Source organism: Desulfovibrio sp. 1214_IL3152, from assembly GCF_036763055.1.
Lineage (GTDB): Bacteria > Desulfobacterota > Desulfovibrionia > Desulfovibrionales > Desulfovibrionaceae > Desulfovibrio.
The window spans coordinates 1-12,500 of sequence record NZ_JBAIYW010000169.1; the positions used below are offsets into that span (position 1 = coordinate 1).

Annotated in this window: 11 protein-coding genes, 1 tRNA gene and 2 pseudogenes (1 of these 14 running past the window's edge); 5 read left to right on the forward strand and 9 right to left on the reverse strand. The window is 50.6% G+C overall.

The window, feature by feature from the left end; genetic code table 11:
• On the reverse strand, positions 1-989 hold a 989-nt coding region (locus V6C07_RS03355), incomplete at its 3' end, for a DUF1786 domain-containing protein (RefSeq protein ID WP_333534959.1).
• Positions 990-1,107: 118 nt separating this feature from the next.
• Between V6C07_RS03355 and V6C07_RS03360 the strand changes: the two genes are divergently transcribed.
• From V6C07_RS03360 to V6C07_RS03365, 3 genes and pseudogenes are all read left to right on the forward strand, one after another.
• A tRNA-Leu gene (locus V6C07_RS03360) sits at positions 1,108-1,192 on the forward strand.
• 159 nt (positions 1,193-1,351) lie between these two features.
• Positions 1,352-1,600 (forward strand): annotated as a pseudogene (locus V6C07_RS13370) (DUF6538 domain-containing protein); the annotation flags it as partial.
• Between the two features lie 18 nt (positions 1,601-1,618).
• A complete protein-coding gene (locus tag V6C07_RS03365) occupies positions 1,619-3,388 on the forward strand; it encodes a site-specific integrase (RefSeq protein WP_333534961.1) in 1,770 nt (589 codons plus the stop codon).
• Positions 3,389-3,642: 254 nt separating this feature from the next.
• On the opposite strand, the gene V6C07_RS03370 is transcribed toward V6C07_RS03365, so the two are convergent.
• The 8 genes and pseudogenes from V6C07_RS03370 to V6C07_RS03405 all read right to left on the reverse strand — a co-directional run bounded on the left by V6C07_RS03370 (position 3,643) and on the right by V6C07_RS03405 (position 10,851).
• Complete coding sequence (locus tag V6C07_RS03370) at positions 3,643-3,795, reverse strand: hypothetical protein (RefSeq protein WP_333534962.1); 153 nt, start codon at positions 3,793-3,795, stop codon at positions 3,643-3,645.
• A 231-nt stretch (positions 3,796-4,026) separates the two neighbouring features.
• The gene (locus tag V6C07_RS03375; protein ID WP_333534963.1) at positions 4,027-5,658 is read right to left on the reverse strand and encodes a cobaltochelatase CobT-related protein; all 1,632 of its coding nucleotides are present in this window, start codon (positions 5,656-5,658) and stop codon (positions 4,027-4,029) included.
• Positions 5,659-5,662: 4 nt separating this feature from the next.
• Positions 5,663-6,700, reverse strand: coding sequence for a DUF3150 domain-containing protein (locus V6C07_RS03380; protein WP_333534964.1), 1,038 nt, complete (start codon positions 6,698-6,700; stop codon positions 5,663-5,665).
• A gap of 369 nt (positions 6,701-7,069) precedes the next feature.
• Positions 7,070-8,062 (reverse strand): annotated as a pseudogene (locus V6C07_RS03385) (AAA family ATPase); the annotation flags it as partial.
• A gap of 69 nt (positions 8,063-8,131) precedes the next feature.
• Complete coding sequence (locus V6C07_RS03390) at positions 8,132-8,560, reverse strand: putative toxin-antitoxin system toxin component, PIN family (protein WP_209819096.1); 429 nt, start codon at positions 8,558-8,560, stop codon at positions 8,132-8,134.
• A 2-nt stretch (positions 8,561-8,562) separates the two neighbouring features.
• The gene (locus V6C07_RS03395) at positions 8,563-8,784 is read right to left on the reverse strand and encodes an AbrB/MazE/SpoVT family DNA-binding domain-containing protein (protein ID WP_096152631.1); all 222 of its coding nucleotides are present in this window, start codon (positions 8,782-8,784) and stop codon (positions 8,563-8,565) included.
• Positions 8,785-8,917: 133 nt separating this feature from the next.
• A complete protein-coding gene (locus V6C07_RS03400; protein WP_209819094.1) occupies positions 8,918-10,081 on the reverse strand; it encodes a hypothetical protein in 1,164 nt (387 codons plus the stop codon).
• A 68-nt stretch (positions 10,082-10,149) separates the two neighbouring features.
• A complete protein-coding gene (locus V6C07_RS03405; RefSeq protein WP_333534966.1) occupies positions 10,150-10,851 on the reverse strand; it encodes an ERF family protein in 702 nt (233 codons plus the stop codon).
• Between the two features lie 941 nt (positions 10,852-11,792).
• Here V6C07_RS03405 and V6C07_RS03410 point away from each other — a divergent pair.
• The gene (locus V6C07_RS03410) at positions 11,793-11,990 is read left to right on the forward strand and encodes a helix-turn-helix domain-containing protein (RefSeq protein WP_333534967.1); all 198 of its coding nucleotides are present in this window, start codon (positions 11,793-11,795) and stop codon (positions 11,988-11,990) included.
• A 3-nt stretch (positions 11,991-11,993) separates the two neighbouring features.
• A protein-coding gene (locus tag V6C07_RS03415) for a BrxA family protein (RefSeq protein WP_333534968.1) crosses the window boundary here: on the forward strand, positions 11,994-12,500 show its 5' portion. Its footprint extends 294 nt past the window's final position; 507 of the gene's 801 nt are visible here — the first part of the coding sequence; the start codon lies at positions 11,994-11,996; its stop codon lies off the right edge, out of view.

Sequence of the window (12,500 nt, forward strand, 5' to 3'; positions counted from 1 at the left end):
TGCGGCGCCAAAAAGCGCCCGTGGCCCTGCAGCAAGGCACGCCTTGGACCGGTAATAAAGGTAGGCAGGTAGCCCCCGGCCTCTTCACAGTACGGGCCAAAGGCCGTGCCGTGACCGCCCGTGGCCTGCACTTCTTCGGCAGGCAGCCAGTGTTTGCGGAACTGTTCCAGATCCGCCAGCAACTGTTCCAGGCTGCGCATGCCCGTGTGGTGCTCGTAAATACCGCGCACCAGCCCTTTATACACAAGAGCCGCCACAGTATGACCGTTGCCCACATTTATGACGGTTATGCCCTCGCGGAAGCTGCGGTCCATAACCTCGCTGTCGCACAGCGCGCCAAGCAGGGCGCTGGCCCCGGTATCGGCCACAGGGCCTCCGGTTTTGTCATGCAGGGGCTGCAAGCGCGTAAGCGCCGGAGGCGGCGTGGAATATATCCAGGATGCAGGATCGGCAGACTCGGCAAGAAGCCGGTTCCACATGAGCATTCTGCCCAGCCGGTTGCCCTCCACATGATGGCCGTGATCCTGAGCGGCCGCGAGCACCATATGCGGTTGCGGCAGACCGGACATGCGCAACAGCCCGGCCCAGAAGTCCGGGGCGTAATCCGACAGAAAAACAGGAACGCAGCCTTCAGGACAGACGGTGCAAAACTCCACCCCCATGCCACGCACCACATCCTCACGATCGTGGATGCCGCGCGAAGCCGCCGGAGTAGACCACACCTTGAAACCGGCCCTCAGGTGTTCTTTGACAGCCTGGCTGAAGCCGCCGCCCATATTGCCGCCATACAGCCACAGGTCACGCCGCAGCAGCGTCAGTTCGCGGATGCGCTGGGCGACCATGCGGGCTGGCGAGGGTAATACGAAACGCGGCCAGTTTTCGCACTCAAGGCCCGGACGGGCCAGCAATGCGTCCTGAGTGCCGCTGCCGATATCCACACACAGTACAGGGCCTGTACTGCGCAAAAATTTATGTACGCTTTCGTCCATTGGCAGTCTCCAGTGAGCGCCTGAAGTTACTCGCAACAAGCCGTAAGCGCAAGCCCCGGCAAATTTTTTAAAAAAATGCTTGCCAAGACCAGCACAATGCGCTAATTCATTTTTTCGCGCCGAGGTGGTGGAACTGGTAGACACGCTATCTTGAGGGGGTAGTGAGGATTCTCGTGCGGGTTCGAGTCCCGCCCTCGGCACCATAAATAAGCAAACAAAGCATGAGGTTACAGTAACACGCTGTAACCTCCTTTGTTTTTCAGAAGCTGATTTTCAAATCTCGCCAGTATGGCCAACAGGCCTCATACTGTCACACAAACCTGTGCCACAAACTGTGCCACAAAACTGTGCGAGAGAATGCTATGTCAGCGTCAATTTCACATCAGCTTCCCCCCACTCCATCCCCACGACAAGCCTCTCCGCTTAAGGCTGTTAAAGAACGCCTGCCTTCATATCTTTATTTGCGTGAAAAAACGTATTACTTTCGATTTAGGGTTCCTCAAAGGCACATATCCCGGTGTTCTTGTAAAGAAATCCGGCTATCACTTCATACCGACAGCCTTAAGGAAGCTAAACGCAAATCAGCCCTTGCGACGATCTCCATTCATAGGCTTTTTCAGGAGAAAGCGATGGTTAGCCCTGATGACATGTCAAAATTACGAGATTACATACACAACAAAACTCCTGATTTTGTGGAGCCGGTGGTCGATTATCCTACGACAGTACATGCCCTTCACTCATGGTTAAATGCCCATGGGCATGATTACACACTGAAGGAAGTTGCTGCCCCCTTAAACATGCAGTTCCCCTGCATGGCTCTACCAGAATTCTCGCAGGAACGCTTATCCATATTTTTAAAAAATAGCTCTGCCGACTGCGTACTTTCTTTTGGTGACATCAAAAAGCGCCTTGCGGGCTATTTCCGTTACGCACTAGAAAGTGATGCGCAAAACCCCGACTCACGCACTCAGTTAGAAAACAGAGAGCTGAAACAGTCTCTTTTCGATATGCATACCCCAAAAGACATGGGGATAAGCACAAAATTCTTATACATGGCCATACAGCAACAGTGCCGTGCGGCCATTGACTCCCCCCCTTTACTCTGCCTGGCAGCATCCGACTTTCTTGAGCAACTTATTTCGTTGACTCTTTTTGACCGAAAAGAAATTTCAGAGAAAAATTATCTTCAAATAGTTAATGAATACTGCAAATTTTCTGTACAATACTATGATGCTCTTCTTGCAAGGTTAAGTAGTGACTACTCAAAAGAACACCATCTGTTATCACTCCCGCATGAACAATACCCAAAGACGATAGAACCGGCATATATCGCCACGCCAACAAAAAAAGATCGCTTGGAACGAAGAAAAACTAAAACACTCTCAGTATTTTTAGATAGTTATCTGCAAACTAAAGTTTCAGATGGCAAAAAAAATGAACGTTATACCCCTGAGCTGAAAAAACATATTGAGCTTTTCATTAAAGCAATCACTGACAAGCCTATTGATATGTATGTTCGTGATGATTTTCGTAACTTTCGCGAATTACTCATGAAACTTCCACCTAATTTCACAAAACGCAAAGATTTACGCGATAAAACGATACAAGAAATTGTTGGCATGCATCATGAACATACACTGCAAGAAAAAACGATAAATACATATCTTGTTGATGTTTCTGCGATGTTTAATTGGCTTGTAACAGAGGGATACTTAGAAAAAAATCTTGCCACAAAGCTTACAATAAAAGAAAAAATTTCAGAAATTGACTCTCGAGAAGCCTTTAGCCTTGATGACTTAAAGAAAATTTTCAAGAGCAGTCGTTTTGAATCATATAAAACAAGCACAACCCCCTCGAAATACTGGGTTCCATGGATAGGTTTGTATACAGGCATGCGAGTTGAGGAAATTTGTCAACTGCATTGTGCTGATGTGTATCAGATTGATGGCCTATGGGTGGTTGACATAAACAACCGGCCGGATGACAGCGGTCTTGAAGACAAAAAACTTAAAACAGCGAATGCAAGCCGTATTATTCCATTACACAATCACCTACAAGAATTAGGTTTTCTACAGTATCATGCAAAAATGAAAGAAGCTGGAGTTCGTTTGTTCCCGGATCTCAAGGCTCTTGGGGAGAGAAAACAGTATGCCAAAATCATCAGCAAGGATTTTGGCCCGTTTATTCGTCGCCTAGGCATTGAAGGAAAAAAGACATTTCATTCTTTGCGCCATACATTCAGCGACTTTTTCAAGAAAAAAATGATGCACACCCCCATATTTGAGCAAGTCTTTGGCCACACGCACGAAACGCTCGCAGCACGTCGCTATGGAAGCAGATTTACTCCGCAAGAATGCTACGACAAATTAATTTCTCTCATAAATTATGGCTTACAATAACAGTCACATAACTGCTGCCTAACAGAGGCCGAAGACAAACAAACTGCAAACACATCGTAAAATGTATCCGTCTCAGATACTGAGCAAGCCTTATACAAGAAAAAAATCACCTATTTCGTTTTTTTGCCTTAAAAATGTTGAAACCCTCAAATACCAACTTGTTTTGGAGAGTAATCAACGATTTCATCGTTTAAAGACAGGGAAGCGAGAATATTCCCGCTTCCCATAAGGTTTCTGTCTGTAGCCCCCTGCTTCTATCCTCCTTCGGGCAGTTCCAATTTTTCCGGCTCGTCTTCAATCTCTTGGCCGGCTTTCCTGTTATCCAATTCTACGGCCACCGCCGCTGCAGTGAATACGCCGATTATCCCTGCTAGCGCTCCGCCGATAAATACCCATGTCTTACTCATAAGGGCTCCATTTAGTTGTGATATTGCGAAAGATAAGAGCAACCTCCTATCTGCCTAATCATCCATACTTTCTTTGACAATTTGCAAAACAGCTATGGCAACTGCAATCCAACCAGTATAATTCATGAAGCCTCCACTACTTTTAGCAGCGCGGGATGCGCCGTTTTTTGTTAAACACAAAGAAACTGAATAACCCCGTCCGGCACCTAGGGCTAAAATCGAGGGGGACCATCATACCGCACAACCCTTGAGCAATGCAGTTTGCAGCATTGCAAACATTGCTGGCACCAGATCAGGTAAATCGTTGACCACCCTGCTTGTGTGCGGCAGCAGATGCATGATGTGTTCATCTCGTATGCCAAGACCATAAACTTCAAGGCCAAGTTTTTGCGCCACCCCGATGGCATTGTTTGCAGCCAACTGGTTATCTGGCATGCCATCAGTGATAACCAGAATTATCTTGCGCCGCTCTTTGAGGGGCAACATGGTTTGCAAAACCCACCACACGGCCCCCGCTAGGGGGGTCCCTCCAGAAGCCCGAAGGTCGAACAAATCTGGCACCGCCTGCCCGTGTTGCATGATGGGGAATACTGAATTGGTTTCCGTGACTGCGGGAAAAGCTGTTACTGCAGGGTTCACGCCACGGATATGGCTCAGCGCGGTTGCCGCAGCAAAACAGGCCCGATTGGCAAGATTAATCGGTGCGCCAGCCATGCTGCCGCTTACGTCCAGCAGGACATGGACAGCCGTATTGAGGCCCAGTTGCACAGACTCTTTTTGGAAAACACGAGCATTGCCGACCTGCAGGCGGTGTAGCGAATTGGCGTGCAGAGCCCCTCTACGCCCGATACTGCAACGCCTTTGGGTTTGTGCCTGCAGAAAGCCCTGAAGGCGAGTGCGCAGGGCAATGCTGGTCTGAAGGGCTTGCAGCTTCTGCCCTGCTGGCAAGGGTGCTGCTTGTCGAGTGCCTTCCACGGCCACGGTCAGTGCGTCACCAGCGGATTCTGCGCTGCTATTGGCAAGCTCAATCGCTATGATTTCCCCAAGATTCTGGGGTAAGTCTTGTACCTCCGCATGAAATAGGGCTTTAAGCGGTAAAGCACTAAAAGCCCTTGGCGGTTGAACCAGATCAGATTGCTGGTCAATTTGTGAGGCAGAATCGGTGTCCTCCTTTGTCAGCGGGGGCATGTCACCCTGACCGTTTTTATCCGTACATTTGGTGGTTGCAGTTGGTTGAGGCGGTTCCCACTGCCGGATGCACAGGGCGATTTGCCGTGCGTATGCGACTGCTGCCGCCGTATCTGGACAATGAATGTAGACCTTCACTAGGATAGCATCCAGAGCCTCTTTCAAACTGGGGAAGTGCTGCTCCATGATGCGCGCTGCGTTTTGGCGTGCCGGATTTACTTCATCTACATCCCAGGCCCGCACCGTCAGAAGCACATAATCCAAAGTAACAAGGGCCGGGGAATCGTCCCCGGCCCTTGGCTGTGCTTGCTCTACAAAGAATCGTCGTATCAACCAGTTTAGGTTTCTCCGGCAACCTGGAAAAATACCCGACAGCTTCTTTTCAACACGCCAATCTTCGAGGCAGTTGAACAGGTTGAAGGTCACAGGATCAAGGTTTGCCGCTTTCAGCACGCTAAAATCTGTGTGCCGTATATGGGCAGCCTCATGGTCTGTGAACCCCTTGGCCAGAGCCAATAATTCCGGCTCACAATCCATGGGCAACGATGGCAGATGGATAACTTTACCGTTGGTGCAGGCTTCCTTGCCGCCAATACGTACCTGCACGCCATAGCGGTCGCTAAGGATGGACGCCAGCAGGGGCAGACAGTTGAGAACGTCTTTTGTGCGTACCATGGCGTCACCACAGACCAAGGCTGGGGATGGCAGGATGCGGCAAAGCGCTGTCAGCCACGGGAATCTCAGGCAGGATGGGTTCATCGTCCATATTCCCATCCATGGAGCCATCCATCTGTCCAGCAAGGCCGTCCGGCTCGTGGATAACGTCCGGACCAGCCAACAGGGCATCCAGCACAAATGCCGGGCCGTAGCCCTCAATTACTTTCTGGGCGTGGCCCACAAGAGCCGTACTGTCTTTGAGCAGGCAGACCAGTCCCTGCAACAGTAGCAGGTCTGTACCGGTGATGTTGCCCTTCTTGGGCATGCGCAACAGTGCAGCCTGCACGATGTCAGCTACCGGGGCCACATGCGGCTCTACGAAAGACAAGCCAGTGAGCTTGGCATGCAGGGTACGCAGCGGTGAAAGCGCCTTGTGGGTTACCTCCGTCTTGCCGTGATAAACCCTGCGCCAGATATCGTCAGCCGACTTGGCCACCTCATCAAACAGTGTGCCGCCGAGGCCCTGCACCTCTTCCGCTAGACCGGCTTCCAGCACAGCGGTGTTGTCTGTGTGCTGCTCAAGCGGAGCCACCTTGTACAACTGCCAGCGGAAATCCATGCGGGCGCGGACATATTCAGACCCCACAAGGGAGTTACGAATGATTTCGCCCCACTGATGGTGCTTCTCAATCCATGCCTGCACATTTTGGTCATAGTCAGCCAGAAATGCTTCCTTTTCTTTCTGGAATTCAGTGCGGATGTTAAGCAGCTCCTGCACGATTTCGCCGGCCTTTTCTTCGGGAATGGCCCAGCCAGACATGAACCGCACCCCGTTCCGGTCAAGGTAGTTGAAGGCGCGGGCTTTGAGTGTGCCGAACACCTTGAGGTTTTCCGGGTCGGCAATGCGCTTTGAGCCCAGAGAAGCCAGATCTTCGGGGGGCAGTTCCGCACCCCCCAGGTCTTCCTGGCTCATTTTGCGCCGGGCTGACCATAAGCTGACGTTAAGGTTAAGGGCCAGCAAATTGTCCAAAATGCGGATATCAGAAACAAGCTGAGTCATGGTAGCCTCCTAGAATGAGCTTTTTGTTGTATTGAGGGAGTAGCCTTCTTTGATTTTCTTTTCTGCGCGTGCTTCAAGCTCCATCACGGAATTGTTGCCCTCACAGTTTTCGGCGGGAATAAAGTGCTGCTGGCCAACGGTGTCCGGCTTGCCCCACTTTAGCGTGAGGCCCACAGGGCTAGCCTCGCCGATCCAGAACTTGCCGTCCTGCTTTTTGCCAGAAAGGTTGTGGACTACCTGAAGATGGACGAGGGGCTTGGCCACCGTGGGTGTGTGGTGCAGATGGCCGCGCATGAAGCGTAGGGCTTGCTCGCCTTGCAGGATTTCAATTTCTGCCGTTACGGTTTGGGGGGACTCACCTTCCATCTGCTGCGGGAACATACGCTGAGCCAGCTCGTGCAGCATGGCGCGGGTTTCGCGGCTGGCGCGGTAGGCCAGGGCACGGTCGAGGGCATAGGTGACAGGCTGTATGCCCTGGTGGGCCAGAGGCTGGAAGCGCACGGTCAGATCCCCCCAGCGCAGCAGGCTGCGCGTGGAGAAGGTGACTTCTATGGTGTTGGTGAGGTTGCCGGTTGATGCCTCACCCATGAACAGTTTGCGGACTTCATTGGCATAGTCCACCATAGTGGCACAGAGCGTTTCGGGCAGCGAAGAGAAGCGCTGGGACAGCAGCTTTTTCTCCACAGTTGCATCAGGGTAGCCCACTTCGCAGATGGTGAAGCGGTCGAGCCAGGCGAGATTCTGGCGTTGTGTGCCTTGGTACAGGCCCGTGTCATCGCCAGCGCCATTGGTATTGGCCGTGGCCACGAAACGGAACATGGGGTGCGGCTGGATAATTTCACCCCCATTTTCTGCAATGCACAGGGGGGAGCCGTCCAAAACGCTGTTCAGGCCAGCGGCTATTTCTGGTGAGGTTAAGTCGATCTCATTAAGCAGCAGAACTGCCCCATACCGCATGGCAAGGGCAAGAGGGCCATATTCAAAGGTCATATTGCCGTCTTTGACCGTCAGATGCCCCACCAGATCGGCGAACTCCAGCCGCCCATGGCCGGTGACCTCAAAGATCGGATAGTTGAGCCTGGCTGCCAGTTGTTTGATGCAACTTGTTTTGCCACAACCTGTGGGGCCGAAGACATAGAGCGGTTCATGTGCCCCCTGTGCCCCTTGAAGATTTACGAACCAGACCACCATGTCGCGGCTCGACTCATGGAAGATATAGTCGTGATCAATTGCCGGGGTGTAGGCCGAAGGAACGGCATAGCCCCTGACCGTGGTGCCAGAGGGCTTGCCGCTGAAAACTTGACCGGCATTAAGGTCGGTGGGCTGAAGAGAGTCAAGTTCAGAAATATTCGTGCCTTTCATTATTGCCTCCAAAAACAGAAAGGCGCACCCTCATGGGTACGCCTTCCTGTAAATTTATTATAATGACTGTTAGTTATGTTTTGAAATATGCCTTAAAAGCTCTGCGGGGGTTGTTATTTGCAGTTCTGGAAATATATGCCGCAGTTCTAATAAGTGTTTATCCCCAGACACTAGAAAAGCGGCATTGGCTGCTTTTGCTAAATGAATGAAGACTGCATCATCCCTGTCACGAAGTTCTGAAACTTCTTCAAGAGGAATTTCAAGTGGGAAAGTCTCAGCCCAGGGCAGAAATTCAGCGAGCAAACTCTCAATTTCTTGGGGTTCCAGCTTGAACTTTGGGTAACTTAACACCCTGATCAATTCAGTGACGGTTTCACGACAAACTACAGGGATGATTCCTTCAGTCTGCCATATTTGACGGAGCTCAGCTATTCTTCCCTTTGAGAAAATAAGCGCGGAAACAAGGCAGTTTGTGTCTAAAACTACACGAGGGGCCATAGCTATGCTCTACGCCCCCACTGGACAGCATCCGTTACATCCTGCTCACTGATGCCAAGAGCCGCTAGTTTGTTGCGTACGGCGTCAACTGGCCGTACCTGCATGGGCGTGAGGACTATGCGACCATCTTCCAGCGACACATCGAAATATTCGGGCTGGTCAATCTGCTGCACAATGGCCTTTGGAAGCGTAAGCTGATTCTTAGAGGTAAGTTTGGCAAGCATCGCGGCCTCCTTTTTTCGCTAGAGTAAAGAATCCGTGATTAAAGGATACGTCTTGCAAATTATTTGTCAAGCTACGTGGTTCTCAGCTTATCCTCCTTGCGTTATCGCGCTCTGTGAGTTTGTTTCTCCAGATTCAGTTTATAGGTGAAATACTTAATTTTTCGAAAGGAGAGCCAACGCGCTCGCAGCGGGCAAGCAAGGCATCTACGTCAATGTTACCCAAGCCTTCAAAGCGGAAGATGGCAGTCAGTTCTTCATGTAGGGCTTCGCGATTAAGCGTGCTGCGCCCTGCTGCCACTGACATGCGGAATCGGTAGTTTCCCGTGTCTACCCAATCTCGTGTGCCAGACTGCCGGTGAACCAGCTTAAGCACCGTCTCCATTTCTTTGATTTCGTTATCCAAAGCCGTGCGCTGTTCCTTGAGGGCCGCCAGCTTTTCAAGTGCCGGTTCCCATTGCGGCATCTGCACTCCCTGTGGGAATTTGGGGCAATCGCCATTATATTCGCAGTAGGAACAGATTGGGTAAAAACCTTGGGCGCAGGTTACCTGTGAAAGGGACAAATTCCCGGCACGGTGGGCCGTGAGGTCGCCCCAGAGTTGGACCGCATGGTCAAGGGCCGTATCCAACATGGCCTGATTGAAACCATAAGGGCCGAACGCCTTTACCTCCTTCATAGAAAGGCAGAGCAGCCAGGCTTCCATATTCAGTTCCTCAGCTTGCTTGGGCAACGGAAGGCCAAGATGGGCAAGACAAAGTTGAGGGAATGTCATTTTCTCATGCAGAAGCGCACCGTCCTCAGCACGAAGGCTGAACACGGGTTTGCTCCATGCTTTTGTTAGCAGGCCGATCTGCCCATGTAGTTGCAGCAGATGGGAATCGTGAGGCAAAGCAGGTAGTTTGTCTGTGCTCTTCACTTCCAGAATGCGTATTGCATTGACGGGCGCGCCCCAGACCAGCACAAAATCAAGATGGGCTTTAATGGGCACGCCCTGATGCTGCCAGTTGATCTCAAGCTGGGGCAATACATGCAGGCCCAGCGATGCTAGAGCTTGCCCAACCCCGGACTCAAACCAGTGCCCGCGCTGCAGCGTAAGCAGACGCTCCAGGCTGTTTGTGGTGGGCAGCACCTTTCTGGCCAGTGCAGCCCGTGGACATTCCCAGTGCTGACCGATGTCGCTCATACCAATGTAGCTGGAGCGGTCGCCCAAATGCGCAAGTGTGTCTTTGTGGGCCACGGCTTGCAGGCCCTGCCTTATTAACGCCCTCAATCCTTCCGTGCGGTCCATCTGTTCCATGCTTTAGTCTCCATAAAAGCGAAAGGGCCGCCATCAGGCAGCCCTCTCACTCGGTATTTTGATTATTGTTATGCGGCATCGACATACTTCCACCACAATTTTCTCTGCGGGTTCCAACGGAAGCCCGAACCGGTAAGTAATTCCTTTTTTGCCTGCGTGTTGCCGGTGGCAATGATGCAAGGCCGTCCGTCCTGGGCGGTAACTTGCTGGTAGGTGACGCCTTCCAGCGGCGGGAGATTTTCAAGGCTTGCTGGCGGAAGATTTGGGGGGCCTGAAATGTTGAGTGTGGTAGATGGCTCGCATTGCCGCGCATTTTGTGATTCAGGGGCGTTCACGGTCAGTTTGGGACGTATGGGCGATTTTTTGCCATTTTTTGCCCCTTCGCCATCGTCATCTTCAGTTACCATGCCCAACATGGCGGTTAGAGCGTAGCGTCGGGCGTATGTTATTGCCGATCCCATGCCCTGTGGATCGGCCTTCGGCAGAGGAACCACGGCAAGAGAGCTTTGCCATTGCCCTGATTCTGCATGCGTCAGCTTGGTAACCAGTCCTAAAAAGTTGGACTGCTCCACAGGTACAGGATACTGGCACATCCAGATGCCGTTTTCGATGAGCGCGTTGCGGCACGCGTCCATGACACTGTTGAGACTGGCGTACCAACTCTTGGTGAATGGGTTTTCTGCGTCTTTGGTGACAGGTTGCACGGTTCGCTGCACGCAGAGCAGAGCCTTTGCCAAATCGGTAATATTTTCTGATTGGTATTGGTTCATATGAACATCCTCCTTCGATCGCAAAATGATAAAGCCCCGTCCGGCTTGTGGCCGAACAGGGCTATTGGTGAGTTTAGAAGCACAAATCTAGTCTATTCAAAAGAATAATGTATCTATAAAAATTTTTGAGATGCAAATTCCTTATTGCATTCCAGCCACAACAATATTTCAAGATGAAGCTGCCTATTGCTTGCAAGATTCATTTAAGCTTATCAAAGCAATTTTGAAATGCCAGTTAGACATTTTTAATCAGATTGAATCGGTTTTGGCTTCTATTCAGGAGCAAGTGCGGCGGGAGGCAGATGAAGCTGAGAATTAAAAATTGTGTTCCTGGCATCGTAGGGCAAAAATGGAACATAGCAGATTCATCTTTGAACAGATTATTGGAACATTGCGACAGGGCTAGGGCAATGTCTTTGCATTGTTCCACAAGAACGTTAGCCCTATGAATATAGAAAATTGTCCCTAAAAAATTTCAATTGCTTTGATAAATATGCTGGTGTCCGTTTTTTTCAGACGATCTCAGCTTCAGCCTAGCTGAGTGAATGGATACGGGGCTTGTCATGGCCTCCTTGATCAAGGCGGTGTGTTTCCACCGCCCACCTGCGGGACTGATTTTGCATTCGGATCGCGGCAGCAAGAATTGCAGCGCAGCTTACCAGAAAAAACTCCGTGCATACGGGCTCGCCTGATCCATGAGCAAAAAAGGGGATTGTTACGCCCCCCCATGGAGAGCTTTTGGGATTGTTAAAAAATGAGTTGGTCAATACCACCTAGGATAACTGAGGCTTCGGTGGACAAGTCGTCACTAATCGGCACAAATCGCTTGTTCTTGGCATAGGATCAATGTAATTGGAATCAGCAAGGCAATGGCATTGTGTCCGGGCTTCTAGTCTTCCGGAGTTTTTGAGTTGATATCAAAATAATTAAGGATGAAGGGTATGGATGAGAGATGGCTGACAGTCGATGACATTTGCAAATATCTGAATGTAAGCAACGAGACGGTCTACAAGTGGATCGAACAACGGACTATGCCGGGCCACCGGGTGGGACGTCGATGGATGTTTAAACAAAATGAGGTTGATGAATGGGTTCGCTCAGGTGGCGCCGCGGACAAAACGGAAAAGGATGAACAGTAATCAATGGAACGCCTGAATAACACGACAGACCTTGGTGCTTATAATACCGCAATCAATGTGATTGGAGGGTTGAGGGATTGTAGTGTCATTTTTAAGGCCATAGATTCTCATTTCAGCCAATCAGACTCGTTAAAAGAGCTCATCAATCAGCGCAATGAGTTTAATCTCCGTACTGAAAAGAGCCGTATGAGAATTGAGCGAGAGGTCAGAAAGTCATTTTTGCAGTTCAAGAATGAGGATCATCAGGCTCTCATCAAGAAAATTTTCACCGAGCTGGTGCCACAACAGGATAAAGAGCTTGTACTTGTTTGGCAGTTTTCTCTGAACAACCGGCTATTCAGAGAAATCACCGCACGGGTTTTTATTAAAACCTACTACTCTGGCCGCGCCAGCATATCCAAGGATGATATTACTGCTTACTTGAAAGAATTCCTACGGCAAAATCCATCGCTACAAATCGACTGGTCTGAAAGCACAATCAATACGATCTCGACCAAATACTTGAATCTG

Bases quoted from the DNA above. Each gene is read 5' to 3' on its own strand.
- V6C07_RS03365 (WP_333534961.1), top strand. From the start codon at position 1,619: ATGGTTAGCCCTGATGACATGTCAAAATTACGAGATTACATACACAAC.
- V6C07_RS03370 (WP_333534962.1), bottom strand. From the start codon at position 3,795: ATGAGTAAGACATGGGTATTTATCGGCGGAGCGCTAGCAGGGATAATC.
- V6C07_RS03375 (WP_333534963.1), bottom strand. From the start codon at position 5,658: ATGGTACGCACAAAAGACGTTCTCAACTGTCTGCCCCTGCTGGCGTCC.
- V6C07_RS03380 (WP_333534964.1), bottom strand. From the start codon at position 6,700: ATGACTCAGCTTGTTTCTGATATCCGCATTTTGGACAATTTGCTGGCC.
- V6C07_RS03390 (WP_209819096.1), bottom strand. From the start codon at position 8,560: ATGGCCCCTCGTGTAGTTTTAGACACAAACTGCCTTGTTTCCGCGCTT.
- V6C07_RS03395 (WP_096152631.1), bottom strand. From the start codon at position 8,784: ATGCTTGCCAAACTTACCTCTAAGAATCAGCTTACGCTTCCAAAGGCC.
- V6C07_RS03400 (WP_209819094.1), bottom strand. From the start codon at position 10,081: ATGGAACAGATGGACCGCACGGAAGGATTGAGGGCGTTAATAAGGCAG.
- V6C07_RS03405 (WP_333534966.1), bottom strand. From the start codon at position 10,851: ATGAACCAATACCAATCAGAAAATATTACCGATTTGGCAAAGGCTCTG.
- V6C07_RS03410 (WP_333534967.1), top strand. From the start codon at position 11,793: ATGGATGAGAGATGGCTGACAGTCGATGACATTTGCAAATATCTGAAT.